The organism is Streptomyces sp. ISL-12, from assembly GCF_018614415.1.
In the GTDB taxonomy this organism is placed as follows: Bacteria; Actinomycetota; Actinomycetes; order Streptomycetales; family Streptomycetaceae; genus Streptomyces.
In genome coordinates, this window is record NZ_JAGGOO010000077.1 from 12,341 (window position 1) to 38,276 (window position 25,936).

The window sequence follows — 25,936 nt, forward strand, 5'->3', positions numbered from 1 at the left end:
CCCTCGGCTTCTCCATCCTCCTGGCTCTTCTGCGCACCGCGCGCATCAGTAGGATCGTCCCTCTACGCGGACGACGCCTAAGCGAACGGGAACACGTCGCGCACACGGGGGCGTCGGTGCAGGACGTATCAACCACGAAGGATGAGTGCATCGGTGAGCGTCGTCATCATCAAACGGCCGCCGCGGATACCGCCTCCGGTCGTACCGGACGGCGAGGTCAAGCTGGAGACGCCCCCCGAGATCCCTCGTGAGGGCGACGAGAGCATGCTGATGAACCTGCTGCCCATGATGGGCATGCTGGGTTCCGTCGGCTTCTTCTTCATGCCCAACCTGCCCTCGTACATGCGGGTGGTCGGCGGGCTGATGCTGGCCTCGACCCTGGCCATGGCCATCGCCCAGTTCGCCAAGTCCCGGCAGGGCGGCGGCGCGGGGATGGCGCAGGACCGGCGTGACTACTTCCGCTATCTGGAGCAGGTCCGCAAGGACGTCAACAAGACGGCGGAACTGCAGCGCCGCAGCCAGCTGTTCCAGCACCCCGAGCCGGACCACCTGTGGGCGGTGGCGGCCGACGGCAAGCGCCTGTGGGAGCGGCGCCCGAGCGACGCCGACTTCGCCTCGGTACGGATGGGACGCGGCATCCAGCAGCTGAACACTCCGCTGGTGGCTCCGGTGACGGCTCCGAAGGACGAGTTGGAGCCGCTGACCGCGGCGGCCATGAAGGCCTTCCTCGATGCCCACGGCAGCCTGTCCGACCTGCCCTTGTCCGTGTCGTTGCGTGCCTTCTACCACGTGACGATCAGCGGGGAGACGGACACGGTCTACGGCAACGCCCGCGCGACGCTCGCCCAGTTGGTCACCCTGCATTCCCCGGAGGACCTGGTGGTCGCCGTGGTGGCGCATCCGTCCACCGCGGCGGAGTGGGACTGGATCAAGTGGCTGCCGCACAGCCAGCACCCGAAGGTCAAGGACGGCGCGGGTTCGGCCCGGCTGCTCTTCGACGACCTCGGGGAGCTGGAGGAGGCGCTGGCGGACCAGCTGGACGACCGGCCGCGCTGGAACCGGGACGCGAACCCGCTGTACGACCAGCCGCACCTGATCGTGGTGCTGGACGGCGGCACGGTGCCACCGGATTCCGAGCTGGCCAGTGCCGAGGGACTCCAGGGCGTCACCTTCCTCGAACTCGCCCCCGGCGATCTCGAAGAGGAGCTGCGCGCGGGTCTGACGGCCTATGTGAAGCCGGACCGGATGCAGTTGTTCGTCGGGCACGAGTCCGCGTACAGCGGCAAGCCCGATGTGCTGAACCAGGCGCAGGCCGAGTCCCTGGCCCGGCAGCTCGCCCCGTTCCGGGTGGGCTCCGCGGAAGAGGGCGAACCCCTGCTGTCCAACCTGGACTTCACCGACCTGATGGGGATCGGTGACGCGGGTTCCGTCGATGTCTCCCGTACCTGGCGTCCGCGCACCCTGCACGAGCGGCTGCGGGTGCCGATCGGTGTCGGCGAGAACGGCGAACCCGTCATGCTCGACCTGAAGGAGGCCTCGCAGGAGGGCATGGGCCCGCACGGCCTGTGCGTCGGCGCGACCGGCTCCGGCAAGTCCGAGCTGCTGCGCACCCTGGTGCTCGGGCTCGCGGTCACCCACTCCTCGGAGACGCTGAACTTCATCCTCGCGGACTTCAAGGGCGGCGCGACCTTCGCGGGCATGGCGGACATGCCGCACACCGCGGCCGTGATCACCAACCTCGCCGACGACCTCACCCTCGTCGACCGCATGCGGGACGCGATCACGGGCGAGATGCAGCGCCGGCAGGAGCTGCTGCGCACGGCGGGCAACTACGCCAACCTGCACGACTACGAGAAGGCGCGGGCCGCGGGTGCCGCGCTGGAGCCGATGGCCTCGCTGGTGATCGTGCTGGACGAGTTCTCCGAGCTCCTCACGGCCAAGCCCGACTTCATCGACATGTTCATCCAGATCGGCCGTATCGGCCGTTCGCTGGGTGTGCACCTGCTGCTCGCCTCGCAGCGCCTGGAGGAGGGCAAGCTGCGCGGTCTGGACACCTATCTGTCGTACCGGATCGGCCTGCGCACCTTCTCCGCCGCGGAGTCCCGTACGGCGATCGGCGTGCCCGACGCCTACCACCTGCCGTCGATCCCGGGCTCCGGTTACCTGCGCTACGACACCGACACGATGGTCCGTTTCAAGGCGGCGTACGTGTCGGGTCCGTACCACGGCGAGGGCCCCGCCCGGGTGCACCGCTCCACGCAGCTGCGGCCCGCGCTGTTCACGGCTGAGCAGGTGGCGCTGCCACCGCAGCCGGTGGTGGAGGAGCCCGAGGTCGACAACCGGGTCGACGACGCGCTCGCCGACACCGTCCTCGACGTCATCGTGGGCAAGATGGTCAACCAGGGGCCGCCCGCCCACCAGGTGTGGCTGCCCCCGCTGGAGGAGGCGCCCTCGCTGGAGCAGCTCCTGCCCCAGCTCGCCGTCACCCCGGAGCGCGGCCTGACCGCACCGGAGTACACGGCGCTCGGCCGGCTCAACGTGCCGGTCGGCATGGTGGACAAGCCGTTCGAGCAGCGGCGTGACGTGCTGTACCGGGACTTCTCCGGCGGCGCGGGCCACGGTCTGTTCGTCGGTGGTCCGCAGTCCGGCAAGTCGACACTGCTGCGCACGCTCATCTCGTCGTTCGCGCTGACCCACACACCGGCCGAAGTGCAGTTCTACTGCCTGGACTTCGGCGGTGGAGGTCTGATCACGATGGAGGAGCTGGCGCACGTCGGCGGGGTCGCCAACCGGCTCGACGCCGAGAAGGTGCGCCGCACGGTCAGCGAGGTCTCGGGCATCCTCGACACCCGCGAGGAGTACTTCCGGGCCCACAACATCGACTCCGTCCAGACCTACCGGCAGCGCCGGGCCGCGGGGCAGCTGCCCGACCAGCCCTGGGGTGACGTCTTCCTCGTCATCGACGGCTGGGCCACCTTCAAGACGGACTACGAGCTGCTCGAGTCGACCGTCACGGACATCGCCACCCGCGGTCTCGGTTTCGGCGTGCACGTGATCCTGACCGCGAGCCGGTACACCGAGGTGCGGCCCGCGCTCAAGGACATGCTGCAGAACCGCATCGAGCTGCGGCTCGGCGATCCGACGGAGTCGGAGATCGACCGCAAGGTCGCGCAGAACGTGCCGGCCACCGTGCCGGGCCGCGGTCTGACCCCGGACAAGCTGCACTTCATGACCGCGCTGCCCAGGGTCGACGGCTCCTCGGCCACGGAGGACCTGGCGGAGGCCACGACGATCCTCGTCCGGGGCGTCAACGACAACTGGCAGGGCGCGCACGCGCCGGTGGTCCGGCTGCTGCCGACGATGCTGCCGGCGGACCGGCTGCCGAAGGGCTTCGAGCACCCGGACCGCGGTGTGGCCATCGGTATCGACGAGTCGACGCTGTCCCCGGTCTTCGTCGACTTCGAGACCGACCCGCACTTCATCGTGTTCGGCGAGAGCGAGTCCGGTAAGTCCGCGGTGCTGCGGCTGCTCATCAAGCAGATCACCGAGCGCTACACGCCGGACCAGGCGAAGATCGTCCTGGGTGACTACCGGCGTGCCCACATGCAGGGCGTGCCCGAGTCCCATCTGTCGCGCTACTGCCCGTCGGCCCCCTCGCTCACCGAGACGCTGGAGGGGCTGGCCGGGTCCATGGGCCGCCGTATGCCGGGCCCGGACATCACGCCCGAGCAGCTGCGCAACCGCAGCTGGTACAGCAGCCCGGACGCGTTCGTCATCATCGACGACTACGACCTGGTGGCGACGGGCATGAACCCGCTGGCCCCGCTCCTGGAGTACCTGCCGTTCGCCCGTGACATCGGTCTGCGCGTCATCATCGCGCGCGCCTCGGGCGGTGCCAGCCGGTCGCTGTACGAGCCGGTGATGCAGCGCATGCGCGAGCTGGGGGCGCAGGGTCTGGTGCTCTCCGGCGACCGGTCGGAGGGCGCGCTGCTCGGCAACATCACGGCGACGCAGCTGCCGCCGGGGCGCGGGTCCTTCCACACGCGGCGGCGCAGCGGACAGCTGGTGCAGACGGGCTGGCTGCCGGCGCGGTACTGACCGATCCGCTTCCCGTGGGAGAGGGGCGGCGTCCTGACGGGCGCCGCCCCTCTGTCGTACCCGCCCGTTAGAGTGATGTGACGACGGAAAAGCCGAGCAACGGGGGGCAGTTGTGGCGAGCGACGGCCTGCAGGCGGATCCCGCGGTCCTCAAGACCGAGGGCTTCAACATGTTCACGGTGGGCCAGGACTTCGGCAAGGCCGTACAGAGCCTGCAGCAGGGACTGTCCGCGCTGGAGGGCGGTAACAGCGCCACTCCGCCGTGGGGCGACGACGACATCGGCGAGAAGTTCGGCGTCGTCTACGAGGGTCTGCGCGACGGCATGTACGAGTCGATGGGGAGCCTGGCGGAACGCATCGCGGGGATGGGACTGGCCTTCACCGAGATGGGCGTCCGGCACGAGCAGAACGAGGGTAACGAGGACGCGGCCTGGAAGGAACTGACGTCCGAGTACGACGGTCAGGTGGAGCCGCCGGCGACGGTGCACGCGACGTTGCGTCCCCGGCAGGAGTTGTGGTGATCGTGCGGGTGACCCACCGGTTCCGGAGCGTGAGCACCGGGTGCGCAAGTAATGTGGTCCCGCACGTGATTCGTACGGTGGGGAGAGGCGCAGCGACATGACCGAGGCACACCAGGACGAGGCCGCGACTCAGTCCGAGGACGTCAGGGCGCGCAAGGAGCGGGAGCGGGACGAGCTGTACGCCCTCGACATCTCCGGGGTCGAGTGGCACAGCGCGCCGGGGACCGAGGAGCACGAGGAGCGGGTGGAGATCGCGTACCTGCCCGAAGGCGCCGTGGCGATGCGGTCGTCCCTCGATCCGGACACGGTCCTGCGGTACACCGAGGCGGAGTGGACGGCGTTCGTGCTCGGGGCGCGGGACGGGGAGTTCGACCTGGAGCCGGCGCCGCACAACGGTGGGGCGGCGAGCGAGTAACGGTTCCGGGCGGGGTCCTTCAGCGAGGATCTCGTGCGGGCTTCCCGCCCGGGCCGGGCCGCGGAGACGGACGGCGTCCTGAGCGGCCCGTCCGGGCGGGCCTGCCGGCCCCGGGCGCTCTCCGCCTCGGGTGCAGGGGTCGCTGGTACGTTCCGCCCTGTTCCGCGCCGCTGCCTCACGGACCGACGGTGGAACGTTCCGCCTCCGGTGAAGCGTGCACGATCCGCTCCCTCGGCAGAGCTGAGCGACGTGCCGATCTCGCCGCTGCGGGACTCCGGGGCCGCGCACGTCGGTGGAGTCATCACGTCGGGCCCCCGGCCGAGGCCCGCCTCGCCGGCGACCGCGGTCTCACCGCCGAGGTGGAGTCCGGCTGTCTTCCACCTGCTCCCCGATGAGAGACGAGAAGGGCACCATGACATCCGACGTTCCCGCGCCGCCCCCCGGCACCCCTCCCACCAGCCCGGAAGAGGCCGTGCGGATCGTGCGCGGCCGTTTCGCCCAGCCGACGGCCCCCGACGGCTCGCCCGCCGAGCTGAGCGTGCACGAGTTCGACCTCGGGTACCTCGTGTACCCCACGCCCCGCCCCGTCGAGCCCGGCTCCGGCCGGCCCGCCGCGCCCGCCCCGCCCGGCGGAGCCAAGGTCGTCGTCTCCAAGGAGACCGGTGAGGCCGTGACCGTCCCCAACTACCCGACGGAACAGGCGATCGCCCTGTACCGCGAGATCCGTGGACGCGGCGACTGACGGCGGCGAGATCCCCACGGCGGTCCAGCGCACCACCCCGTCCACCACGAGGACGTCCACGACAAGGACTGGAGCCCATGTCCCGCGCAAGCGACGGCTACGCACCGCATCCCTACACCGGCGGTCGCAGTGCGGTGCTGCGTGCCCTGGCCGCATGGCGGATGGAGTGGCCGGGTACCCCGAGCGTGCTGGTCCTGACCGGGAACCCGGGCAGCGGCCGGTCGCGCCTGATCACCGGGTTCCTGATGCTCTGCGACCCGGAGTACCGCAAGCGGCTGCCCCTCGACGACCTCGACCCGACGACCGTGCCGCCCGACCTGCCCGCCCCCGCCGTCCCCGCGGTCGCCGGGCTGACCGCGGCCCAGGCTCTGTGGCTGCTCGCCGACCACTACGGTCTGGACGCCGGCAGCACCGAGGAGGTGTACGCCGAGCTGGCCGCCCTCGACCGGCCGGTGACCGTCGTCGTACCGGACACCGACCGCGCCGGTCCGGTGCGTGCCGCGGGCGAGCCCGCCCGGCTGGTACGGGAGGTACTCACCCCGCTGGCCGCCACCGGCAACGTCCGCCTGCTCGCCGAGGCGGATCGCGCCGCGGCCGGGGAGCTGGCCGCGAGCCTGCCGCCCGGCACCGTACGGATCGTCGACCTCGACGATCCGGAATGGGCCGACCCCGACGGTCTGGTGCTGCACGCCCAGGCGGCGCTGAGCCCGGACGCGGGCGCGCCCGAGCTGCCGTTCACCACGGATTCCGCCGTCCGTCTCGCGCTCGGCGCGGCCATCGGGCGCCGGGCCGGCGGCAGTCCGCTGGTCGTCGAGCTGGCCGTGAACTGCCTGCTGATGGCTCCGGAGGGTTTCGACCCCGCCGATGACGCCTGGCTCCCGTCCTCTGTGGGAGAGGCCCTGGATCTGCACGCCCGGCGGCTGGGTGCGGACCCCGGGACGCTGCGGTCGATACTGGCGCCGCTCGCCCTGGCCGAGGGCGACGGTCTGCCGGTCCAGCTCTGGCCGCGTCTGGTGAGCGCCGTCGCGGAACAGGACATGAGCCGGGCCGTCGCGGACGGGATGCGGCTGGCCGGACCGTTTCTGCGGCCTCTGGAAGAGGGGGCGGGCGGTGACGGCGAGCGCACGCTGCTGCGGCTGCTGCACCCTGCCGTCGGCGACGAGATCCGGGCCGGCCTGCCGGACGTCCGCGCCGCCCAGACCAGGATCGCGATGGCGCTGCTGGAGGCGGTACCGGACCAGGACTGGAGCAAGGCCGACCCGTACGTGCGCGACCACCTCGCCGGCCACACCCTCGAAGCCGGCCTGCTGCCCCAGCTCCTCACCGACCCGGCGCTGTTCGTGCACGCCGACCCGGTTCCGCTGCGCGCCGCCGTCGAGGCCGTACCCGCCGAGTCGCTCGGCGCCCCCGCCCGCACCTACCTGCGGACGGCTCCCCTGCTGACCCGTACCGAGGCGCCCGCCGTACTGCGCGCCGCCCTGCTGGAGACCGCCTTCGTTGAGGACGGTCTGCCCGAGTACGCCGAAGCCCTGCACCGGCTCGGCCTCGGCCTGCCCTGGCAGACGTTGTGGAGTCTGCCCGTGCCCGGTGTCAGCGCCGTGACCGTCGGCAGTCTGCCGGGCGCCGGGGGCCCGGCCGTCCCCGTGGCCGTCCTCGTCGTCCCGGCGGGCACACCCGGCGCGCTCCCGGTCGGCGGTCCCGGCACGGAGTCCGGTTCCGCGGCGCTCGTCCAGGGTCTGGTGCGGCCGGACGACCTCGGTGGGGCGGGGCCCGGTCTCGATCTCGGGCTGGTCCGGCGGCCGTCCGAACAGGAGCGGGCCGAGGCTCCGCTGGGGCTTAGCCGTGGCGCCGACTACCTGCGCGTCTGGGACCGGGCGAGTGGGGAGGTCGTGGCCGCGCTGATCTCCGACACACCCTTCACCGCCGCCGACCTGTCGCCCGACGGCATCCTCCTCGTCGCCTCCGGGCGCGGGGTGAAGGCTCTGCGCATCCTCCCCGCTGGACCGGCGCTAGCCTCTTAGGCGCGCACGGCGGCCTGATGCCCCGCGACGGTGCCCCCCTTCATTCCCCCGACCTTTCCCCCGACCGATCCGCTCTCGAAGGAGCCTTCTCGTGACCAGCCAGGAGCAGGCGCTCGCCATCGCCGACCGGTGGCTCAATCCGGAGGGCTCGGCCGAGCCCCGCCGCGAGGTGCGGATGCGGGAGTTCGAGCTCGGCTGGGTCGTGTGGGCCGCGCCCGCGGCGCCCGAGACCGCCCCGGAGACCGGTGAGCGACGGCCGCCCGCCGAGGTCGGCGACGCCTGTGGGGTCGTGGACCGCCGTACCGGCGAGCTGACGGTGTGGCCCTCGGTGCCGGCCGAGGAGGTCGTCCGGATGTACCGGCGCAAGCACGGCGGTGACGCCCAGGGCAGCGCCCGGGCGGAGGACGCGCCCCCGGTCACCGGTCCCGGCAACACCGCGGTCTTCACGTACACCGACCCGGCCACCGGCGAGGAGACCACGCTCTTCCGCACCTCCGGCCCCGGGCTGCCCCCCGCCGAGTACCAGGCATGGGACGAGCTGCGACGCCTGGACGTGCCCGCCGGTGACGTCCTCGCGATCCACACCGACCTGCGCCCCAGCCTGCTGCCCGGCGGCTACCCGGCCGAACTCCTCAACGCCTTCCCCAACGCCCGGCTCTCCTGCTCACAGGAGTACGGGGCGCGGCCCGAAACCCGCGCCGAGGGCATCGCGGCCCTGGTCGAGCAGGTGGAGACCATGCACCGGATCGCGGGCCGGCAGCCACCGCCCCGCCCGCACCGGCTTCCGGTTCCGGACCGGGTGACGCCCGCGGAGGCGATGGACGACGCGGCCCTGGGACGGCACCTCGCCGAGGTCTTCGGCGAGGACGGCGTACGCCGTTACGACGCCGGGACGCTCGCGGGCACCCCGCTGCCGGAGGCCACCAAGGCCACGCTCCACACGGCCGGGCTGCCCGCCGGCCTTCCGCTCTTCTTCACGGCCGACCGGCCCGAGGCGCCTCCGGCGGGCGGCCTGTTCACCGATGTCGCCACGAACCTGCGCGCCCGGCACAGCCCGGCCGGCGAGGAGAAGATCGGCGCGCTGGCGCACCTGGTCCGCATCGGCTTCGACGGGGTCTCGGTCATCACGGTGCAGTGCCCGCCGGGTGTCGGGCGGCCGGACGGGTACGGCACGGTCTGGGCGGTGGACCCGGTCACCGCCACCGCGCGGTACGTGAACGGGTCGGCCGCCGCCTTCGCGCGCTGCCTGGCCCTGCTCGCCACCGCGCGGCAGGGGATGCGGGGCCTGGACCCGGTCGCGGCCGGGTCGGAAGTCGCCGCGTTCCAGGAGCGGTTGGTGGCCGTCGACCCTTCCGCGCTGGGCGACGCGGACGCCTGGTGGTCGTTGATCGTCGAGCAGATGTGGCACGGGCTGTTCTGAGCAGGCGGCTTCTGCTGGATCGCGACGCTACGGAGGTCCGTCACAAGCCTTCCAGTGATCAGTACAGCGAGAATCCGCCGCTGTGCCGTCCCTGGGTGCCCTTCCTCGGCTGGGACAAGTCCCGCTGAGGCTTCCTCGGTTCGGACGGCGCCCCGGCAGGGCCGCCGCCCGTAGGTGTCTCCCCACGCCTGATCCGCTCGCGCTCCTCCTCGGAGAGCGACTCCCACCGCCCCCGCAGCGACTCCATGCCCCCGCCGCCCAGGGCACGGGCCATCGCGGGGTCGTCCAAAGCGTCGCGCAGGGCCAGCCGGCCGGTGAGCAGCCGCTTCGCCGCGTCCTGGAGGTCCTTGCTCGCGCCGTCGGACTGGGAGAGTCTGCGCAAGGCGGAGTTCAGCGAGCGGATCTGGGCCGGTTCCAGTGCCTCGTCCAGTACACCCCGCTCCGGTGAGGGGTCGTGCCGGTCCGGTGTCCTCCCGGGTTGCCCTGTCATGTCGGCGCCTCCTCGCTGGTCCCCGTTTCTCGGCACCTGAAGTATCTCCCGTCACTCACGAGTGTCATGCTGACCTCTTCGGCGGCCGAGGAGAAGGGTGGCGGTGTCATGGCGCGAACGCACAGCACGGGAAAGGGCCGTCCTTCCTCCGGGCCGTCCGGAGCCTCCGGTCTGGTGGCCGGCGCCCTCGGCCGCCTCGGCCGGGCAGGTGGCCTGGTCTTCCTGCTGGCGGGACTGCTGCTGAGCGGCTGGGGCGCGTACGAGGGGGCGTACCTGGCGGGGTGGGCGGGCACGCACGGCACGCTGACGGTCGAGCGGTGCGACATCAGCTACCTGAACAACGCCTCCCGGAGCAGCCGCAAGAACCGCCGGCCCGTGCGCTGTGCGGGCACCTTCGTGTCCGATGACGGCAGGAGCCGGGACGCCGGGGCCGCGGTGCAGGTGCGGCAACGGTTCGCCGCCGGCACCGAACTGTCGGTGCAGCAGACGGATCCGCCGTCGGCGTCCGGGGCGGCGGACGCCGACTACGTCCAGAGCAGCGCGGGCCGCGCCTGGCGCTGGTTCGGCGTCTTCTTCGGGGGCTGGGTCCTGACCGGGCTGGGCGTCTTCTGCCTCGCCACGGGGTACGCCCCGTTCGGCCGGAGCCGCGTCTCGTACGACGCGGCGTGGGAGGCGTCCGGGCGGGGTGTCACCCGGCCGGTCGTGATCGGGATGCTCGGGGTGGGCCTCGTAGGGGCCGGAGTATGCCTGTTGGTCAGCTACTTCGTCTGACCGTGCGGCGCGGCGCGGCACCGCCCGGTGTCCAGGGTGGCGCGGAGCGCGCTGCAGCGAATCTGTGACAGCAGGGGCCTGAAGTCCTCGACCCGCACTCCGTACACTTCTGCGGACGGCTGTACTCCTGTGTGACTCCTTTTGCCGATCGGGGGAGTTGGGCAGCCGTGAGGTGCGACGGGGGTTGCTGCTGTGTCGATGATGCTGCCGGACGAGCTCGAGTGGGTCCTCGAAATGCTCGGCTACCGCTGGCCGACCGCCGACGAGGACAAACTGCGGGAGTCCGCACAGCTGTGGCGGAAGTTCGGCGACGACGTCACCCGACTGCACAGCGCCGCCAACACCAGTGCCCGCACCGTCACCGCTCACAACGCCGGCGAGTCCATCGACGCCTTCACCAAGACCTACGCCAAGTTCGACGGCGGCAGCGGTGGTGACGGCTACCTCAGCAACGCGGCCCAGGCCGCCCACATCATCGCCAATGTGATGGACGCCTGCGCCTACCTCGTCGAGTTCGCCAAGTGGGCCGTCATCGCCCAGCTCATCGCCCTCGCCATCGAGATCGCCGCCGCCCAGGTAGCCGCCCCCTTCACCTTCGGCCTCTCCGAAGTCGCCGCCCTCGGCGCCACCCAGGCCACCCGCCTCATCGTCCGCCGCCTCCTCGACGAACTCAAAGACGCCCTGATGGAAGCCATCGTCGAGGCGATGAAGGAGCCCGCGGTCTCGGCGATCGAGGCGATCATCACCGACCTGGTACGCCAGTCCGTCAACGTCGGCTTCGGCGCCCAGCAGGGCTTCGATCTGTCGCAGACGGTCAAGGCCGGCGCTCAGGGCGGCTGGGAGGCCATCAAACAGACCCCGCAGACCCTCGCCGAGGGCGTCCGCGACAGCCTGGGCTCCAAAGCGGGCAACCGCGCCCACCACGCCATCGACAGCCGCATCGACGGCTACGGCAACACGTCCTCGGAGGCGCCGGGCAGTGGCGGCTCGGGCAGTGACGGCTCGGACTCCGGTTCGTCGGGCTCTTCCCGCTCGTCCGACTCATCAAGCTCGTCCGGCTCATCCAGCTCGTCCGACTCATCCAGCTCATCCGGCTCGTCCGGCTCGTCCGGCTCGGACTCCTCCTCGTCATCGACCCGTTCGGGCATCGGCAGCGGCATATCCGCCGAGACCGGCGGCGCCACCGTGGGAGCGCCGGACATCGGCTCCGGGCCCGGCTCCGGTTCCACCACCGATTCCGGACCGAGTTCGTCCTCCTCGGACACGTCCTATCCGAGACCCGCTCCCTCATCGACCGGACCGACCCTGTCCGACTTCGACGACCCCTCCCCCGTCGCGGCAACGACCAGCACCCCGGACACCGGCACCGCGGCAGGCTCCTCCGGCACCTCCCACACCGGCGGCGGCTCCTCCGTCTCCGGCCTCTCCTCGCCGACCCCGCACTCCGCGCCCACCACCTCCTCCGGCGGCTCCGTCTCGTCCTCGTCGGGCAACGGCGGCATCAGCACCAACATCGACAGCCTCGCCGCCAGCGTCCCCACCCAGAGCGCCGCGACCCCGACCCCGGCAGCGGAGCCGGCCCCCGGCAGCAGCGGAGGCCGCCCGGACAGCGGCTCGGCCATGCCGACCTCCCCCACCGCGCCCACCACAGGCGCCGGGACGACAGGCGCCCGCCCTGCCACACACGCTCCCGGCGCCTCCTCGACGACCGGCCCCACCAGCCCGACCACCCAGACCGGCCCGGCACGCACCCCCTCCGCCTCCGCACCCGCCACCGGTTCGGTCCCCGGAAACACCACCGCCACCGGCCCCAACACGTCCGCCTCGGGCCCGGCACGCACTCCTGGCGCCCACAACGGGGCCGCCACTGGCCCCGCCTCCACCCCGCAGTCCACACCGGCCAGCACCCCGCGCACCTCGCCGAGCACACCGAGCACACCGAACGCACCCAGTACGCCGTCCACTTCCACCCCTTCGACACACACCCGGACGCCGGGTGCTGACGGCCGTACACCGGGAACCCCGGACAACCGCACCCCGGGTACGACGGACAACCGCACCCCGGGAAGTACGGACAGCCGCACTCCGCACCAGACCGCTCCCCCCACCACACCGACCGGCCGCACCCCGGCACCCAGCACCCCGGACGGGACCGGCACCCACACCCCCGCCGGACGCCAGAACCCGAGCACGGTCACCCCCCAGACTCCGCGCACATCCCCGGTCACCGAACAGAACCCGGGGCAGAACACCCCGGCCCAGTCGTCTCCCCCCAGGACCGCACCACCGTCCACCGGCACTCGAACGACGACACCCCCCACCAACCCCGACCGAACCTCAGCGCCGTCCGGCAGGACAGCAGCCCACTCTCCCCAGCCCGGCCCGGTCACGAACGCCCCCACCGGCACCCACAACCAGCCCAGCGCCACCCCCACACGACCGCCCCACCAGCCCGCCGGCAACGCCACCAGCGCCCCCGGAACTCCCGGCACGCCCCGCACACCGAACACCCCTCAGCAGCCCGCCGCTCAGCCGACTCCCCCGCAGAGCACGCCCCCCACCCAGCAGCAACCACGGGACAACCAGGTCACGGCGGTCCCGATCCCGACCGCCCTGCGCACCCCGGCCCCCGCTGCCTCCCCCACCCAGGCGACCCCCACCGCACCCCAGGCACCGGGCTCCCCCACCACGCCCGGCAGCCCCACGCCCGCGCAGCAGCCCCAGCAGGACAGCCTCCAGGACATCCGCGCCGACCTGGACCACTCCCCCGGCGGCCTCACCCCACCCGACCCCGCCGACCAACAAGCCCTCACCGACGCCGTCCCCCACAACGAAGACGGCACCCCGCAGCGCTTCCCCGACCCCTTCGGCCCCTGGACCGGGCTCCAGAACGACGGCGGCCCCACCGTCCCCGGCCGCAGCAACAACTGCGCCGACTGCTCCCGCTCCTTCCTCGAAACCTGGTACGGCAACCCCCAAGTCAGCGCCCCCCGCACCCCCGACACCGACCCCAACGGCAACCCCGACACCTGGTCCCCCGAAACCGACGCCAACGACAACCAGATCCGCTGGACCGGCAGCACGCACACCTACGCCGGTCCAGGCGGCGATCCCGGCACCGCCGCGGCCATCGCCGACACCCTCCAGCAAGCCGGCCCCGGCTCAGCCGCCATCGTCCAGGTCGACTGGCCCGGCGGAGGCGGCCACGCCTACAACGCCGTCAACCACAACGGCACCATCGTCTGGATCGACACCCAGAGCGGCCAGGTCAGCCACCAGCCCCTCCACATCGACCAAGCCGCCCACGTCTGGCACATCCCGCTCGATCCCGACCGCAACCCCATCGACACCACCCAGCCCGAAGCACAGGACACCGCCGGCACTACTGAGACCACACACGGCGCTGCGGGCCACGCGGAGTCCACGCCCTCCCACACAGCACAGGACGACCTGGCGAACGACACCCTGGAACAGGGCGGTGAATCGTCTCCCTCCGAGACCGGCGTGGAGGACTCGAGCACCGGACGATCACTGCCTGGGCGAGGCGTCGCACCCGCCGAGCCCTCCGGAGGGACACTCACCACGTCCGCGGACTTCCCCGACCCACACGACCGGGGTGTCAGCGATACCTCGGCACAGAGCCGTGATGTGACTGCGGACGGGCCGGAAAGCGACACATCACGTACTCATGAGTCGCCCGAAAGCCCGCAGTCCAGGGAATACGGCATCGAGCCGGACACGCTGCAGGGGAGACTTCGAGAAGAGCGGGACGTACACCGGGTCGAGCTGGACCGCGTTCATCACCAACTCGACAGGTGGACCCAATCTGGTGAGCTGGCGCGCGTACTGCATGTCACTGCCGGCACGCAGCCACACCCTGACGGCCCGAGCGGCATGCGCAGTTTTACGCAAGCCCAGCTCAGCGCCAACTTGACAGGCTTCGATCGGCTTTCCCCCGGCGAGCAGCAGGCTGTTGTCGCCTCTCTCGCACGGCTCAGCCTCTCTTTCCACCAGCAGCACGGTGTCGGCCGCAGCCCCGAAGTGGTGACACACCCTTACCGGCAGCCAGACGAGCCGGCTCCGGAGCCCGGAACCAAGGACCGTGGCGCGAAGTTGTCGAAGCAGTCCCTGGGCCTTCGCCTGCATCGTATGGCCGTGAACACGCTGTTCCGTGGAGCTGAGTTCAAGAAACTTCCCGAGGACGAAGCGAAGACGCTCAAAAAAAATGGCCCCGACTTCACCGACAAGAACTTCGCGGTTCTCGAAGTGCAAGGGCCGCCGCCGGATCACGAGGTCATGTACGTCGCTGATTCCTCCGTACCGGCCAACACGCCGGGCGTCAGCCCTCGTCACTCCGAGAGACACTTGATGCAGTGGCTGGAACGCATCGATCCCCAAGGTGACCGGTATACCCCCGTCGGCCTCTATACGGAGCGAGAACCGTGCGGAGAGGGAAAGGGGCACGCCAGGTGCTCAGAGGTGCTGCAGGACAAACGGCTCGAAGGAGTTCCTGTCCACTACAGCGCCACCTACCGCCAGGACCCGGAAGGCGTCGCGATACGAGCGGCCATGCTCCCGCAGAAGGCAGCGGCGGTATCCGCCGTCGACAACTTGTCGGACCAACAAGTAAAAGAGACACTGGAGGACCGGGTACGTAACCGGCTGGTTCCGAATTCCCCCGCACTGCCGAAGAACCTCGCCACGATAGAGAGCTTGTCTCCGGGCGAGGCACGGGCGCGACTGAAGAGCGAGATCAGCAATGAACAGGACTCCATACGAAAGGCGACCAAAACAGACGCAGAGAAGGCGATGGCCGCCGAAATGACGCGCCATATGGAGAAACTGGGACAAGTGTGGGAGGCGCTGCGGCCTCAACTCGTCAACTGAGACCTGCCGACGATCCGCACCCGTTCCTCCCGGTCCGCATCCTGTCGTTCTGGCAGCCGAACTAGGCTGTGCGTCATGACCGACACCATCGATTCCCTCCTGAGAGATCTCGGCGACCGAGATCGCGGGCGCCGGGCTGCCGCCGAGGACTCCCTGGTGGCTCTCGGAGGCGAAGCTGTGGACCATCTGCTGCCACTCCTGGCCGCTCCGCGCGGGGGCAGTCGCGCCCTGCGCGCGCAGTCGGCTCTCAGCCGTATCGGTGACGCGGCGGTGACGCGCCTGAGGGAGATTCGCGCCCATGGCCCGGGCAACCTACGGCGTGTGGCCCTGCGTCTCCTCGCCGACCTACGCGGTGAGGAGGGGTTCATTCCCGCGGACCGACGTGCTCTGGACCGGCTGGTGCGCCTCAAACTGCGTTCCGAGCGCCCTGTGACACTGCCGCCGGACAGCCACTGGCTGGCCTTTCCGGCTGACGGACTCGCCGGTGTCGTGTCGGCTCTGACACTGCACGACCTCCGCCCGGTGACCACCGTGATGGGACTGTCCGCCGCCGAAGGCGCCAGTGCCCGCGACGCGGTGGAGGTCACCGTCGCTCCGGGGCGGCAGGAAACCGCCCATCGTGTCTTCATCACTCCCCAGTTCGGCGCATGGCGCCTCCTGTACGGGAACTCCTACCTGGACGCCTACAGTGGCGAACGGATCGCGCAGACCGTCAGCGCGACGTGCGGAGAAGCCCACTTCTACCGTGTAGACGTCTACCACGACCTGCACGCCTGGTGTGTGGCGCGGGACGGCGACGTGATACGCCGTCATTCCGGGGGCACACCTGCCACGTGGCACGGCGACCCGCTGCCCTTCGAGCTCGATTACATCGAGGGCCGTGCCTGGATCGACCCGTCCCAATGCGGCCCGCTGGGGGTGACGGACGCCAACGTCGCCGCCCATCATCTCTCGGTGGATGTGGGCTACATGCCCGCGGACATCACGCAGGAGCACGGCTGGCTGGCCACCACCCATCCGGAGGCGCCCAACTCCCGCTTCCCGGGCGCCCTGCCGGTGTGACCGGTCCTTCCCGGACGCACCGACGCGCGTCCTCAGTTCCCCGCACTCCGTCATGACGGCGGGATTCCGCCGGCTGTCGCCGCCCGGATGGCAGCAGCGGTGAAACCGTACGCGCGGATCGCCTTGTCCAGGCGCTCCACCTGGACCCGCGGCTGGGCCGACCAGCTGGAGAGCCTCAGCCCCGTACCGCTGCCCTGGCGCACCGCGTGGTCGCGGTGGCACCCATACGGCGTCCTGGGACGCCGGCCCGGCCTGCCCGGGCCGGTTCAGGGCGTGGAGGCCGGAACATGATCGGGCACACAGGTCGTGGCCAGCGAGCACGCCGATCTCCTCGGCCGAGAGGGATCGCAGGATGTCGTCCCTGACACCGGCCTCGACGACCAGGGCGACCTCCAGGTACGGCAACGGATCTGGAGGTTGTCGGACGGGGCCGAGGCGGCCCCGGCGAGAGTGGTGCGGCAGTTCATCGACGAGCGGGGCAACGTGACGCGGACCGTCGGGAGCGCACTGGACAGCCGTCCGGCGACCGCCTCCGGTCCCGGTCACCGGTCCCGTGCCGACCGCCCGGCACCCCTGCCGGTACGCAGTGCCGCGGTGGCCGCAGGCGATGACCGCTGGGTGGCGTACGGCCGCAGGGGGCTGTATGCCCTCGACGCCCCGCGTCCCACACGCTCATCAGCCGAGCCGGAATCCTGGCAGCGTCCCCTCCTGCCGTCGGCCCGCTCCACTGCCGTATGGCCGATGCCCGCCCCCGCCCACCGCCGCCGAGCGCGGCCAGGCCCTCGGTCCGTGGCTGAGCACCGACCTCGGTGACCGCACACTGCGCTGCCTCTCCCCTGACGCTCTCCCGTCCGGACTGGCCGATCACCGGGCGGCCGCCGTCCTCACCGGCGCCCCGCCTCCGTTCGTGACGACCGTCGCCCTGGACGACACCGGCCTGCGACCCGTCAGGGGCCCGGTTTCCCCGCGGCCGCACCCCGCCTACCTGCTGGTCCATCACACCGCGCGGCGACCGGCCCCTGCACGAAATGCCCTGGCCCGGTCAGGGACGGGACGTTCCCCGCCGTCTCCGCGCGCGCAGCGAGGCACCTGGCGACGGCCCGTTCTACGCACACGTACGACGTGTACGAGCCGGTACGGGCCTCGGTGGAGAGGTGTGCCCTCACCGAGGAGCCGCGTACTGCGCCGCACACGACCCGGGGCAGTCGACTCCGACGGCCCCGGCGATCCGGTCTCGGCGGCGCGGATCTGCCGGCCGAACTCATCCCATGGCTCAGCACGATCGCCCCGCGGCCGCGGTCACCGGGAATCGGGGCCACGTCCTGGAGGAGGACGACCTCCACCATCTGTGAGCCACCGGCGAGCCGCGGTTCCGACACCTCGGGACCTCCCGGCATGCCGCCCCAGGACAGAGAGGAGGCCGGATGTGAGCCGGAAGCGGAGTGGTCGCCGAGGACTCGGACCCAGGCGAGCGTGAGCCGGCCGGCCGATCCGCCTCGGCGACACGCCGCAACTTACGTCGCACGACCGGAACTCACGCAGCGATCGCGGCGATGAACTCGACGTACGCCTCTCTGACTATCATCATTCCCGACAGCAACGCTGAACAGTTGACGCAGACAGCGATCACGGGGGACCCCATGGGTCAGGGATTTGACGTCCAGAGCGACGCCTTGCGGACTTACGCCCGCCGAACCGAACCCGACGTCGAGCGGATCCTACGCATACGCAACCGCATCCAGCAGCTTGAATTGTCCGCCGGGACCTTCGGCAAGCTGCCCGAGTCGGACGAACTGAAGGCCGACTACGACACGAAGCAGCAGGACGGGATCAAGGACCTGGGCGACGCGGCGGACGTGCTCCAGCAGATCGTCGACGCGGCGCGTTCGACCGCGGACCGCTACGACGGCAACGAACAGGACACGACGGCCGGCTTCGGGGGTGCGTGAGCGTGGACATCCTCAGCCGCCTCGGCGTCAGCTTCAGCGGACCGTTCTCCGACACCATGGACCAGATCGTCCGGGGCATCATCAAACAGTTCGGTCTCGAAGACGACCTGGAGAAAGTCAGCGGCGACAACGAGAAACTCACGGAGACGGCCGCCGACTACCGCCAGGCCGCCCGTGACCTGCGCGGTGTCGTCCAGGACCTGCAGGCCGAGCGGAACGCGCTCCTCACCCGGTGGAGCGGTGACGCGGCCGACGCGTTCAGCAAGAAGTCCCTGGCGTTCGAGAAGGCCTTGGGCGGCGAGGCCGACGACATGGACACCGTCGCCACGCTCCTCGAAACCGCCGCGGAGGCCTGCGCCACCGCCGAGCAGCTGTTGATCGACCTCATCGTCGAGATCATCGAGACGGTGGTGGCCGCGGCGGCCACCACGGCGATCCTCTCCCTGCTCACGGCCGGCGCCGCGGCCGCGATCGGACCGCTGATCACAGCGGCCGGCGTTGCCCAGAAGGCGCTGAAGGCCGTCAAGATCACCGCGAATCTGGCCGACAAGCTGAGCGACCTGGCCAAGAGGCTCAAGGCCATCAAGCGGGCCGAGAAACTCGCGACCGAGCTGAAGAAGCTGGGCGCCGGCAAGAAGCAGGCCGAGGACGCCTACCGCATGGGCCTGGCCCGCTACCGCGGCAAGGTGGACGGCGTCGAGGCCGGCAACCAGGCCGACCTGGCCCAGTACGCGGCATACCAAGCAGCCAAACGCGGTGTGAAGCAGGGCATCGTCACCCCGATCGTCGGACAGGACGTGGGCGAGCCCCTCGGCCAGGCCTACGCCGCATACGCGCCCGAGGGCGCACCCGGTACCTCGCCGAAGGAACCGACTGCCTACGACCAGCGTCCGCAGTCGCAGAGCTTCGACCAGCGGATGACCGCCGCGGAGACGAGCACCCAGCAGAAAATACGGGAGGATTTCGGGTGACCAGCGCAAGGGTGGGCACAGCACGAGACACGGGAGAGTCCGCATGACATCGGCCGGGGTGGAAGCGGCGGTCCGGACCATGGTGACGACGGCGCTCCGGGGCGACCCCGTGACGCACCTCCAACCCGTGGTCCGCCACTCCCAGGCACCCAAGCCTCCGAAACAGCGACGGCCGCGCTCCCGCGTACTGCCCGGCGCCGGCTCACAACTGTCCGGCGGGCAGCGGGCGCTGGCGGGTGTCACCGGGTTCTTCGCTTGGCTGACCGACCCCCTGCACTTCCTCGGTGAACTGCTCCTGGCGCCCTTCAGGGGACTCAGGTGGCTCTGCCGGGGCAAGGAGAAGCGTCGCCGGAACAAGCGGTTCGCGGGGGGATGGGACAGCACGGCGGGCGGGCTCGGTACAGCCATGTATCTCCAGGGCACCCGCGTGCTCGCCCTCGGACAGCGCCAGGTCTCCCTGCTGTACGTCGGTGAACACGAGGCCGAGGTCGCCTGGTCCACGCCCCGCGAAGAGGTGACCGGGGTGGAGTTCGCCGACTGGGACCCGTACAACGAGCAACGGGCCACACTGCGCTGGCACTTCCGGGACGGTTCCTGGTACGACGTGACGGCCCGGGGCGCCGGATGGCAGCAGCTGCCGGACGCCCTGCCCTCACCCTCACGCTGAGGCAGCTCCGCCGCGGCTCAGCTCACCAGCACGGACATCACCGCGAACCAGGCCCCCTCGACGGCGAGGGCCGCGATCGACCGGGACCAGGCACGGTTCCGGTACCCCATCGCCGCGGCCCCGCCGGTTCAGTTGTCCCTGGAAGGCGGCGCCCTCAGCACAGAAGGTCCAGCTATGGCGTACAGGGTGCCGAGGGCGTCTGATCATGGTGCAGCTTATGAGGCTCGCCGTGGGCCCGGCGGACACCTACCGGAGCATCCTGCTCGGCGTCGCCCGCGCCTTCTCCCTCACCGGTCCGAACAAGGCCGCCGAGCGCAACCGGCTCGGACGCAACGTCCGAACCCAGTACTGCCGCGGCAGCAATGAGCAGTGACTTCGGGTGACTCAGCAGCCCGCACCGCCGGATTTCGGTCAGGTCATCCGGCGTAGCAGGAACACGCTGGCACAAGCACATCATGGCCCGGCTTGTCATCGGCATTCGCCCTCGTCGCCGTTCCGTTCGTGTTGCAGCTCGTGGGCGCCCCGGTGTCCCTGCTCACCGTGCTGCCCATCGTGCCCGGCCTGTTCCTCCTGCTGTTCCTCTGTCTCCGGGTACGCCTCGGCCGACGACTCGAAGTGAGTGAGAAGGTGCTGCGAACGTGTCCGGAGCTGCGGGAACGTCACGGTGCCGGCCGTCACCGCGACCGCCGATCTCCCCTTGCCCGGTGGCTCTACGGCACGCCGGCACGTTCAAGGTGACGTCCTGGCATGACACCAACGACAGCCGCAAGAAGTCCGACAACGACCGCTACGGAGACCTCACACGGACGCCGCACCTCTTCCGACGGCGTGACAAAGTGGCTGACCGGCTGCTCGGCGGCCTGGTCGTCGGCACCCATCTGTGCGTCCTGGGCTTCATCGCCGACCTCGGTGAGTCGTTCACCGCCTGGCGTGCGCCCGGAGTACGCGGGCGTACTGAAGCGGCGCTCCTACGCCCCTGATAACTTGCTGGCGCCGCCGCCCGTTCACGCCATGGGGGAAACATGAGTCAGCCGCCACCGTTCCCACCGCCGCCCTCCCAGCCGCCGCACGCTCCGCAGAACTGGCCGGCTCCACCACAGCAGCCCGGCTTCGGCCCGCCACCGGCACAGCCTCCGGGCCCCGGGCCCGCAGCCCCGGCCGTCCCCGGACAGCCACCGGCCTACTACGGTGCACCGCCCGTCACACCACAGCCACCGACGCCGCCGGTCCACCCTGCGCAACCGATGTACCCGGCACAGCAGCACCCGCCCTACCAAGGGCCGCCGTACCAGGGACCGGCCTACCAGGGACCGGCCTACGGACAGCCGCCACGGACGACGACGGGGCACCCCGTGGGCGCGGTCCTCCTCGCCCTGTGCGTGTCGTTCATCGTGTCCCTGCTCTACAGCGGCCTGATCCTGGCCACGTACAAGGACCAGTCGGTCACGGCGGCCAACACGCTCTACATCGCCCACGCTGCCATCAACGCGCTGATCGTCGGGGCTCTGGTCGGCATGGTGGGACACCGCAACGCGGGCGCACACATGTGCGGCGCCGTGGTCGCCGCGCTCGGCGCCTTCTTCGGCTACACCAACTCCCTGCCCCTCGTCCTGGCCGAGAGCCAGTCGCCCGCGGCCATCGGCGACATGATGGAAGCGGACCCCTTCCTCCCTGCCAAGGTCTGGTGGAACGACGAGATGAGCGGCGGAGTCGACTGGTTCTCCCCGCTCGGCGTCGTGATCGCCGCGGTCCTTGCCTGGAGTCTCGCCCACGTCATCGGCAAGAGCCGCACGCGAGCATGACATCGGCATCACCGGGGCTGTCATGGCCGCTGTCCGCGTCGACGCACTGCCGCGCGGCTACCGCCCGACTCAGCCGAAGTCGTTCGTGCCCGGCGTGGGACGGGTACTGACGGTCTCGTCGTACGTCGGCATGTTGGTGCCGTAGGAGGCACGGGGGTCGGGGGCGGCGCCGGGGCCGTCCCCGACGGAGTGCCCGGTGGGGTGCCCGACGGGGTGCTGGGTGCCCGCGCTCGGGCGCAGCACCGCCGGCATCACACCGGGGGTGGCCTGGACCGAGGTGTCGCCGCCGGTGCCCTCGAAGTCCCGCGAGGTCCGCTCGTCGTTCCACTCGTGCCCGTCCGCGGACGAGCGGAGGTTGTCGCCACCGGCCTGGATGCGGGCGTGCAGGCCGTCGAGCGCGGGCTTCCAACTGTTCGCGATCTCCGTCAGGGCGGCCCCGACCGACCAACCGGTGAGCGAGCCTCCCGCGGTCCCGGCCTCCTTCACCGCCTTGTCGGCGGGGCTCTTCAGGTCACGGGCGATACTGTCGCACGCTCCGCCGGAGGCACGCAGCTCGGCGGGGACGACGTCGATGGTCCGGGGCATGTCGGATCCTCTCCGGTGGACAGATGCTCGTTTCGGGCCGTCAGAACTGCTGCTGGGTCACGCCGGGAGGCAACAGGCAGGGCGTACGGACGGAGAAGGAGAGCCGTTGCGGCTTGTCCTTGCCGGAACCGACGGTGTCGGCCATGACCCGGTAGGAACTCTTCTTGTCCCGTGCGCTGAACACGGCCGACTTGTAGGCGCTCTGGAACTCCCGGTACGAGGTCACCTCGTACCCCTGCCCGGTCAGCTCCCGGCGGAGCGTCCGCACGACCCGCGAGTGCTCCGTGACAGGGGCGTCCGAGTAGACGTAGTAGAAGAGGCTGTACCGACCGTCCTGGGCGACTTCGTCGTCCTTCCCGACGCACGCTTCGAAGTTCACTTCCGCCGTCGACGGCGTGAGCTCCACATCGGTGATCCGGGCCATGTACGCCGTGTAGTCCTCCGCCCACTTCACCGCGGCGTCCTTGTCCACGCGGGGCAGCGGAACGTTCTTCTGGTCGTCGTCGCTCTGAGACACACAGGCTCCAGTCGAAAGCAGGATCGCGCAGACAGCGATGACCGCGCCGAGTGAGGGACTACAGTCCCGGAACGATGTAGCCCTCCGGCGGGAGGTCGCCGCCCTCCTTGGGAACCTCATCGGGCGCCTTCCCCGCGATGATCCTTCCCTGGTTGTCGAGGGAGTCGCTGCCCTCGTCCCAATAGCCGCTGTGCCCGTGGGTGTCGACTGCGAAGTTGTTGCCACCGAAGCCTCCGAGCATCGGGTCACGGCCGAGGGTGTAGTCGGACAGGTGGTTGATGACGGGGTCGTCCTCGGCTCCGCCGATCCACACGTGCTCCGGGTCCATCTGGAGGTCTGCCGCCTCGTCCACCGTCATCCCCGGACTGCCCACCACCACGACGTCGTCGGCGCCCAGGCCGGCACCTCCCGCCGCGGCCGCGCCGACGACGGTCGAGCCGTAGCTGTGCCCGAGCACGGTCGTGTGACTGGGCGACCCGTCGTGAGCGGCCCGCGTACCGGCCACGAACTGACGGAGATCCGGAGCCGCGTCCTCGGCCCGCCCCGTTCCGCCCACGCTGTTGAAGTCGGTCGCCGAAGCCTCGGGAGCGTCGTAGCCGAGCCAGGTGACCATCGCCACGCTCTCCCCGTCGGACCTGGCCTCCGCCGCCGACTGCAGGGTGCCGATGCGCGCGACCTGCCCGGGCACACTCTCCATGTTCGTGTTCGTCCCCGGCACCAGGATTCCCGTGTGCGCGGCGGTGTCCGGGTTGCCCATGGCGATGATGGCCCGGCCGTCGTCCTTCGAGTCGTAACCGAGGAGGTACAGCTCCTTCCCCTTGGGCGCGCTGTCGGACTCCTCGAGCCGGTCGTTGAGCACCGTGAGGTTGTTCAGCCGTCGGTTGACCGTCTCGGTGCTCTCTCCCGGGAAGTTCTCCGCGTAATTCCCCTCCCGGAGAGCGTTGAGCTCCTGGGCGACGGCCGTGCGGTTCGCGTCGTCGCGCACGTCCGTCGGCAGACCGTCGGTCGCGCCGATCTCCTTCGGATAGAGCGTGGTGTAGGTCTGACGCTCCTCAGGGCTGAGCGCGTCCCACCACTTTGCCGCCGCCTTCGGATCGTCGTCCGGTATCTGCGGGGGCTGCACACCGATCGCGTTCATCGCGTTCTTGGCGTCCTGTGCGGACTCCGCTGCCGCGTCATGGCTGAACGGGTCGGTGAGGATGTCACCGTTCAGCTCACCGAGGGCCTTCGCCCCGTCGTTGCTGGCCTTGTGCGCGTCGGCCAGCGCCTCGTCGATGGCCGCCCGGTACTCCCCGAGCAGACCGCTGCGGTCGGCGATGATCGCCTGCGCGTCAGGGTCCTGGCGCGGCAGGTCATCGGTCGTCGGATCGCTGACCCAGCCGTCGTCGTCCACGCGGAAGTGGTCCTGCTCCGCCCGCCGCACCGCGGAGCGCAACTTCGTCCGGGCCTGCTCCATCCAGAACTTGGTGGTCTCGAGCACGGAGGCGATGGCCATGGCTTCCGTCTCGACCACACCGATCCGCGACTCGACGTCCTCGAGATAGAACAGCGCCGCGTCGGCGTCGTCGCCCTTCCAGGACTGGTGCAGCGGCCCGGTGACCTGCCGGCGGTGGCGGTCGGTGAGCGAGTCCGTGGTCGTCGACAGCGTACGCCACGACTTGGCCGCGGCCTCCAGATCGGAGAAGTCCTGCTTCATCAGCCGACTGAAGTCAGAGGCCATGGCGGCGCCCCCTACCCGACCAGCCGAGACGCCCCGCACGGCATGCCGAGCCAACACACACAGACATCAGGCAACCCCCGTTGCTATGAATCAGCCATGCATTCGAGGGATCACCCTAGCCGACGTCACACTTCTTGGATCAAGGCTGTGGAAGGCGGTCCCTCCACTTGAGACACCGCAGCACGTCACCACTGGCAACGGCCAGTGCCCCCGCACCAGTTGGGCCCACTCCGACCCAGACCCCTTCCCCTCGCTTCACTGCCCCTGATACGGCGGCTGCTGGACGTACGGATTCCCGCCCTGCGGACCCTGCCCCGGCGTCTGCGGGTAGCCCTGCGGAGGAGCGGCAGGGTACGGGGGCTGCCCAGCCGCGTGCGGGGCTTGCGGAGACGGGTACCCGGCCTGGGGAGCCGTGTAGCCGCCCATGTTCTGTGGATACGGCACGCCACCGGGGCCGGCCGGGCCCACACCGGAGTCACGGCGCCGCCGCAGCACCGCGAGGACGACGACGGTGGCAACCACGGCGCAGAGGGCGAGCAAGCCCACCACAAGGACGATCCCTCCCATGAGGGCATCCCCTTCCTACGTTCGACATCGGGGTCAATTCACACTCGCATGCACGACCGCACCGCACGTACACCTCGGCGCGACCGCGCCCAAGTATCCACGTCGCGCGAACCCCCGTCCGGGACACCGCCCCTGACGCCCTGCTTCGAGGACCACGTCACACCTTGAGCGTCTTCCCGTCCACTCGCCGGGCGGACATCACCACGCGTCCACCAGAGCGCGCGAGGACTCCTCCGCGCTCCAACCGGCCCGCGAACCAGTCCGCCCCCGTCAGCGCCTTGGACCGTGGCCTGCGCAGGCGCCACGTACTCACGGTCATGGCAGACGTTGCGAGTGCCTCTCCGTCATCACCGACCACACGGAGAACCACGGCCGTCCCCTGAGCGGTTCTGGTCTCGTCATCAGGGTCAACATGACAGCGCTGCCACGGGTACGACTCCAGCACACGTCCGACCGAGATCGTCCACCTCAACCGCCTCGCCGGGGCGACGAGCAGAAACGCTCCAGGAATCGTCAGAAACGACGCGAGACCCTCCACCAACTGCTCATCGGTCTCGACCGTGGTCGCCACCACCACCAGGGCCAACCACACACCGACCCGCCAGCACACACTGAGCACCGCCAGCCGACGCGAACGCTGATACGTACGCCGCGTCACCGGGTCATCGAGCGCACAGGCACCCACAGGAGCAGTGACGTCCGCCTTCACATCCAACCCTTCTCGTCCATCCC

General features: G+C 70.6%; 22 protein-coding genes. 16 read left to right on the forward strand and 6 right to left on the reverse strand.

The window, feature by feature from the left end; all coding sequences use genetic code 11:
* Window positions 1-153 precede the first annotated feature (153 nt).
* The 6 genes from eccCa (at window position 154) to J7I94_RS21400 (ending at window position 9,216) form a co-directional block, all read left to right on the forward strand.
* On the forward strand, window positions 154-4,098 hold the full coding sequence (eccCa, locus tag J7I94_RS21375; protein ID WP_215168906.1) for a type VII secretion protein EccCa: 3,945 nt from the start codon (window positions 154-156) through the stop codon (window positions 4,096-4,098).
* Window positions 4,099-4,210: 112 nt separating this feature from the next.
* Entirely contained in the window at window positions 4,211-4,618 is a 408-nt protein-coding gene (locus tag J7I94_RS21380; RefSeq protein ID WP_215168908.1) for a hypothetical protein, read from the forward strand.
* A gap of 97 nt (window positions 4,619-4,715) precedes the next feature.
* On the forward strand, window positions 4,716-5,033 hold the full coding sequence (locus J7I94_RS21385) for a DUF397 domain-containing protein (protein ID WP_215168910.1): 318 nt from the start codon (window positions 4,716-4,718) through the stop codon (window positions 5,031-5,033).
* A gap of 412 nt (window positions 5,034-5,445) precedes the next feature.
* A complete protein-coding gene (locus J7I94_RS21390) occupies window positions 5,446-5,775 on the forward strand; it encodes a hypothetical protein (protein ID WP_215168911.1) in 330 nt (109 codons plus the stop codon).
* Between the two features lie 77 nt (window positions 5,776-5,852).
* Window positions 5,853-7,796 (forward strand): ATP-binding protein, encoded by a 1,944-nt coding sequence (locus J7I94_RS21395; RefSeq protein ID WP_215168913.1) that lies wholly within the window; start codon window positions 5,853-5,855, stop codon window positions 7,794-7,796.
* A gap of 91 nt (window positions 7,797-7,887) precedes the next feature.
* Complete coding sequence (locus J7I94_RS21400) at window positions 7,888-9,216, forward strand: SUKH-4 family immunity protein (RefSeq protein WP_215168915.1); 1,329 nt, start codon at window positions 7,888-7,890, stop codon at window positions 9,214-9,216.
* Between the two features lie 58 nt (window positions 9,217-9,274).
* On the opposite strand, the gene J7I94_RS21405 is transcribed toward J7I94_RS21400, so the two are convergent.
* Window positions 9,275-9,706 carry a hypothetical protein gene (locus J7I94_RS21405; RefSeq protein ID WP_215168917.1) on the reverse strand — a complete coding sequence of 144 codons (432 nt, stop codon included), beginning with the start codon at window positions 9,704-9,706 and terminating at the stop codon, window positions 9,275-9,277.
* Between the two features lie 108 nt (window positions 9,707-9,814).
* Between J7I94_RS21405 and J7I94_RS21410 the strand changes: the two genes are divergently transcribed.
* The 10 genes from J7I94_RS21410 (at window position 9,815) to J7I94_RS21455 (ending at window position 21,815) form a co-directional block, all read left to right on the forward strand.
* Window positions 9,815-10,477: a hypothetical protein gene (locus J7I94_RS21410; protein ID WP_215168919.1), complete on the forward strand. Its 663-nt coding sequence runs from the start codon at window positions 9,815-9,817 to the stop codon at window positions 10,475-10,477.
* Between the two features lie 198 nt (window positions 10,478-10,675).
* Window positions 10,676-15,364, forward strand: a complete 4,689-nt coding sequence (locus J7I94_RS21415) for a toxin glutamine deamidase domain-containing protein (RefSeq protein WP_215168921.1) — start codon at window positions 10,676-10,678, stop codon at window positions 15,362-15,364.
* Window positions 15,365-15,439: 75 nt separating this feature from the next.
* The gene (locus tag J7I94_RS21420; protein WP_251075506.1) at window positions 15,440-16,426 is read left to right on the forward strand and encodes an FUSC family protein; all 987 of its coding nucleotides are present in this window, start codon (window positions 15,440-15,442) and stop codon (window positions 16,424-16,426) included.
* Between the two features lie 87 nt (window positions 16,427-16,513).
* Entirely contained in the window at window positions 16,514-16,717 is a 204-nt protein-coding gene (locus J7I94_RS21425; protein WP_215168922.1) for a hypothetical protein, read from the forward strand.
* Window positions 16,718-17,868: 1,151 nt separating this feature from the next.
* The gene (locus tag J7I94_RS21430; protein ID WP_215168924.1) at window positions 17,869-18,375 is read left to right on the forward strand and encodes a hypothetical protein; all 507 of its coding nucleotides are present in this window, start codon (window positions 17,869-17,871) and stop codon (window positions 18,373-18,375) included.
* Between the two features lie 2 nt (window positions 18,376-18,377).
* Window positions 18,378-19,346: a WXG100 family type VII secretion target gene (locus J7I94_RS21435; protein WP_215168926.1), complete on the forward strand. Its 969-nt coding sequence runs from the start codon at window positions 18,378-18,380 to the stop codon at window positions 19,344-19,346.
* Between the two features lie 43 nt (window positions 19,347-19,389).
* Entirely contained in the window at window positions 19,390-20,013 is a 624-nt protein-coding gene (locus tag J7I94_RS21440) for a hypothetical protein (RefSeq protein ID WP_215168928.1), read from the forward strand.
* A gap of 217 nt (window positions 20,014-20,230) precedes the next feature.
* Window positions 20,231-20,386, forward strand: coding sequence for a hypothetical protein (locus tag J7I94_RS21445; protein WP_215168930.1), 156 nt, complete (start codon window positions 20,231-20,233; stop codon window positions 20,384-20,386).
* Window positions 20,387-20,717: 331 nt separating this feature from the next.
* Complete coding sequence (locus tag J7I94_RS21450) at window positions 20,718-20,993, forward strand: hypothetical protein (RefSeq protein ID WP_215168932.1); 276 nt, start codon at window positions 20,718-20,720, stop codon at window positions 20,991-20,993.
* Between the two features lie 264 nt (window positions 20,994-21,257).
* A complete protein-coding gene (locus J7I94_RS21455; RefSeq protein WP_251075507.1) occupies window positions 21,258-21,815 on the forward strand; it encodes a hypothetical protein in 558 nt (185 codons plus the stop codon).
* A 69-nt stretch (window positions 21,816-21,884) separates the two neighbouring features.
* Here J7I94_RS21455 and J7I94_RS21460 read toward each other — a convergent pair whose 3' ends face one another.
* The 5 genes from J7I94_RS21460 to J7I94_RS21480 all read right to left on the reverse strand — a co-directional run bounded on the left by J7I94_RS21460 (window position 21,885) and on the right by J7I94_RS21480 (window position 25,913).
* Window positions 21,885-22,400, reverse strand: a complete 516-nt coding sequence (locus J7I94_RS21460) for a type VII secretion target (protein WP_215168936.1) — start codon at window positions 22,398-22,400, stop codon at window positions 21,885-21,887.
* 40 nt (window positions 22,401-22,440) lie between these two features.
* Entirely contained in the window at window positions 22,441-22,917 is a 477-nt protein-coding gene (locus J7I94_RS21465; protein WP_215168938.1) for a hypothetical protein, read from the reverse strand.
* A 58-nt stretch (window positions 22,918-22,975) separates the two neighbouring features.
* The gene (locus J7I94_RS21470; protein ID WP_215168940.1) at window positions 22,976-24,637 is read right to left on the reverse strand and encodes an alpha/beta hydrolase; all 1,662 of its coding nucleotides are present in this window, start codon (window positions 24,635-24,637) and stop codon (window positions 22,976-22,978) included.
* Window positions 24,638-24,892: 255 nt separating this feature from the next.
* Window positions 24,893-25,204: a hypothetical protein gene (locus J7I94_RS21475; protein WP_215168942.1), complete on the reverse strand. Its 312-nt coding sequence runs from the start codon at window positions 25,202-25,204 to the stop codon at window positions 24,893-24,895.
* 157 nt (window positions 25,205-25,361) lie between these two features.
* Window positions 25,362-25,913 carry a hypothetical protein gene (locus J7I94_RS21480; RefSeq protein WP_215168944.1) on the reverse strand — a complete coding sequence of 184 codons (552 nt, stop codon included), beginning with the start codon at window positions 25,911-25,913 and terminating at the stop codon, window positions 25,362-25,364.
* Window positions 25,914-25,936: the final 23 nt, after the last annotated feature.